At 60.2% G+C, this 3,099-nt stretch carries 4 protein-coding genes; 1 reads left to right on the top strand and 3 read right to left on the bottom strand.

All coding sequences use genetic code 11. The annotated features are described in order from the left end of the window. The 3 genes from ENZ75_RS26530 to ENZ75_RS26520 form a co-directional block, all read right to left on the bottom strand. A partial coding sequence (locus tag ENZ75_RS26530; protein WP_128278434.1) for a GNAT family N-acetyltransferase occupies nucleotides 1-975 on the bottom strand: 975 nt, incomplete at its 3' end. Between the two features lie 50 nt (nucleotides 976-1,025). After that, complete coding sequence (locus ENZ75_RS26525) at nucleotides 1,026-1,754, bottom strand: glycerophosphodiester phosphodiesterase (RefSeq protein WP_063170232.1); 729 nt, start codon at nucleotides 1,752-1,754, stop codon at nucleotides 1,026-1,028. A 14-nt stretch (nucleotides 1,755-1,768) separates the two neighbouring features. Further along, the gene (locus tag ENZ75_RS26520) at nucleotides 1,769-2,233 is read right to left on the bottom strand and encodes a RidA family protein (RefSeq protein WP_063167962.1); all 465 of its coding nucleotides are present in this window, start codon (nucleotides 2,231-2,233) and stop codon (nucleotides 1,769-1,771) included. A 138-nt stretch (nucleotides 2,234-2,371) separates the two neighbouring features. Between ENZ75_RS26520 and ENZ75_RS26515 the strand changes: the two genes are divergently transcribed. Beyond that, nucleotides 2,372-3,099, top strand: a 728-nt coding sequence (locus tag ENZ75_RS26515) for a cell envelope integrity EipB family protein (protein WP_128278433.1), incomplete at its 3' end; no start/stop codon positions are given.

The raw sequence follows: 3,099 nt of genomic DNA, 5'->3' as shown, positions 1-3,099 counted from the left end.
ATAGCAGACCTCGAAATGCAGGAAGGGATGGTCCTCGATGCAGCCCCAGTTGCGGCCATAAAGTGCATCCGAACCGATGAAATTGATCGCGCCGGCGATATAGCGCCCGTTGCGCCTGGCCATCACCAGCAGGATGTCGTCGGCCATGCGCTCGCCGATCATCGAGAAGAATTGACGATTGAGATAGGGCCGGCCCCATTTGCGACTGCCGGTGTCCATGTAGAAGGCGAAGAAATCGTCCCAGGCTTTCTCCGTGAGGTCCTTGCCGGTCAGCCGGTCGATTGAAATGCCTGGGGCAAGCGCTTCGCGCCTTTCCTTTTTCATCGCCTTTCGCTTGCGCGAGGCAAGGGTGGCGAGGAAGTCGTCATAGGTTGAAAAGCCTTCGTTGAAGAAATGGAATTGCTGGTCGGTGCGGTGCAGGAAACCGGCTGCTTCCAGCACCTCCACATCGCTCTCTTGCGCGAAGGTGACATGTGCGGAAGAGACACCGAGCTTTTGCGTCACCGCCTTCAGGCCCGCCGCGAGACCGGCCTTCACCTTGGCACTGTCCTCGCCCCTGGTGACCAGCAGGCGAGGGCCGGTGACCGGGGAGAACGGCACGGCACTTTGCAGTTTGGGATAGTAGCGGCCACCGGCGCGTTCGAACGCATCCGACCAGCCATGGTCGAACACATATTCGCCCTGGCTGTGCGATTTGAGATAACAGGGCACCGCGCCCAGCAATCTGCCTTGCCCATCCTCGAGCCGGAGGTGGTGGCCCTGCCAGCCGGTACGCCGCACGGCGCATCCAGAATCTTCGAGCGCGCCTAGAAAAGCGAATGAAACCAAAGGATTGTAGCTGGCTTCTAAATCGCCGCGCGCAGTTCCCGCAAAGCCATTCCATTCATCATAGGTGAAGGCGCCGATGCCGGCGGCGACGCGGATCGAATAGTCCGCATTGGCCGTTTGTCCGTCACCCTCATCGCCCTGATCCATGAGGCTTATTTAAGCTCCGTCCGGCCTGGTGCAAGTCACGTTTCAGACACTCAGGCGACTTTGACCAGATCGGGTTCGAACCCTTCGAAAGTCATCTGGTCGGCATATCTGAAGGTCAGGTCGACCGCCGGCTGGTCATGCACCGTCCAGGTGATAACAGGCATTTTCAGCCTTTCACGCACGAAGCTGACAAATGGGTTTGGCAGGTCGCCGGCGGCGTAGGAGGTGAAGGCGATCTCATGCGCCAGCATGGCGAAATGCGCCTCGATCAACCCGACGTCCTTGCCGTAGGCGGTGAGACCCCCTGGGATACCCGGCGCGTCCTTCGGAAAATCGCGGACCAGCCAATGGTCGAACGACATGATCGCCGCCTTGCCCTTGTAGCGCTTGAGCATCTTGCCGACGCTTGCCACCAGGCCTTCGTCATAGCCGGGCGTGCCTTTCAGCTCGACGACCAGTGGCACGCGGCCATCGACCAGGTCGAGCGCTTCCTGCAGCGTCGGCACATGGTCCGCCGTGCCACCGACCCTGAGCGCCGCGAGTTCAGCTGCGGTACGCTGCCAGACGAAACCATCCTGGCCGGTCAGGCGCTTGAGATCGCCGTCATGGATGATGACGGGAACGCGGTCGGACGACAGGTGCACGTCGCATTCGATGGCGTAGCCGCGTTCGGCGGCTGCGGCAAAGGCCGACAGCGTGTTTTCCCAGCGCGTCTTGTTCATGTCGTGGAAGCCGCGGTGGGCAACGGGCCGGGCGGTCAGCCAGGATAGCTCGGTCATATCTGTACCCTGGCTCATGCGACTTCGAAGATGGCTTCGATTTCCACTGCGGCATTAAGCGGCAGGCAGGCCGTGCCGACGGCGGAGCGTGCATGCTTGCCGCGCTCGCCAAGGGCGGCGACCAGGAAATCGGAGGCGCCGTTGGCAACCAGATGCTGCTCGACGAACTCGGGTGTCGAGGCGACGAAAACGGTGATCTTCACCAGGCGGCTGATCTTCTCGAGGTCGCCGAGTGCTGCCTTGGCCTGCGCCAGGATGTTGATCGCGCAGTATTTTGCCGCATCCTTGCCGCCTGCGGTATCGAGATCGCGGCCCAACAGCCCGCTCGCCTGCAGCTTGCCGTCCTTAAGCGGCAATTGCCCGGCAGTGAACAGCAAATGGCCGGTCCTGCAATAGGGCACGTAGTTGGCGGCGGGCGCGGCGGCGACGGGAAGCGTCACACCCAGATCGCTTAGCCGCTTTTCGATTGTTTCACTCATGGTATTTCCCTATTGCTTGGTGACGCCGCGCCGGCCGGGCCGAAATTGCTATTTTTGCCTCGCTTCCGCCACGACTTTTTTTAAGCTGGACCATCTTTCCCTGCGGCCTGCCATCAGTCGCGACGATCGGAGTACCTCATGCGCGCAACGCGCCTCGCATTCCATGCCGTCCTGTTGTCGGGGATATTCTCGATAGGCCCTGTCTTCGCAGCGCCGGCGCTGCAAGCCCACCGCGCCGTCTACGATCTTACCCTGAAAAAGGCTTCCGATCAGTCCGGCATCACGGGCATATCCGGCCGCATGGTCTATGAGTTCAACGGCTCGGCCTGCGAAGGCTATACGGTGAAATTCCGCTTCGTCACCCAGATCGTCACCGCTGACGGCACGAAGCTGACGGACCAGCAGACGACAACTTTCGAGGACGCCGAAGGCAAGACCTTTTCGTTCGTGACGAAATCCTTTTCCGACCAGAACCTCGACAAGGAGGTCAAGGGCATAGCCACGAAAGAGGCCAAGGGCCTGAAGGTCGATATCGACAAGCCCGAAAAGAACAGCGTCGAGCTGGCGACAACCCAATTCCCGACCCAGCATTTGGTCGAATTGATCGGCAAGGCCGAAAAAGGCGAGAATTTTTACGAAACCAACCTGTTCGACGGTTCCGAAGACGCCAACAAGGTGATGACCACCACCGTCGTTGTCGGCAAGAAAACCGATGCCGACAAGGCCGACCCGGAAGCTTCGGCACTGGCAAAGCTCGCCACCGACAAATACTGGCCGGTCGACATCGCCTATTTCGACGACACCAACAAGACCGGCGAAGAGGTTCCGGAATACCGTATCAGCTTCAAGCTGCATGAGAACGGCAT

The organism is Mesorhizobium sp. M7A.F.Ca.CA.002.04.1.1 (genome assembly GCF_004022805.1).
GTDB classification, from domain to species: Bacteria; Pseudomonadota; Alphaproteobacteria; order Rhizobiales; family Rhizobiaceae; genus Mesorhizobium; species Mesorhizobium ciceri.
This window is presented reverse-complemented; position numbering and strand designations above follow the sequence as displayed.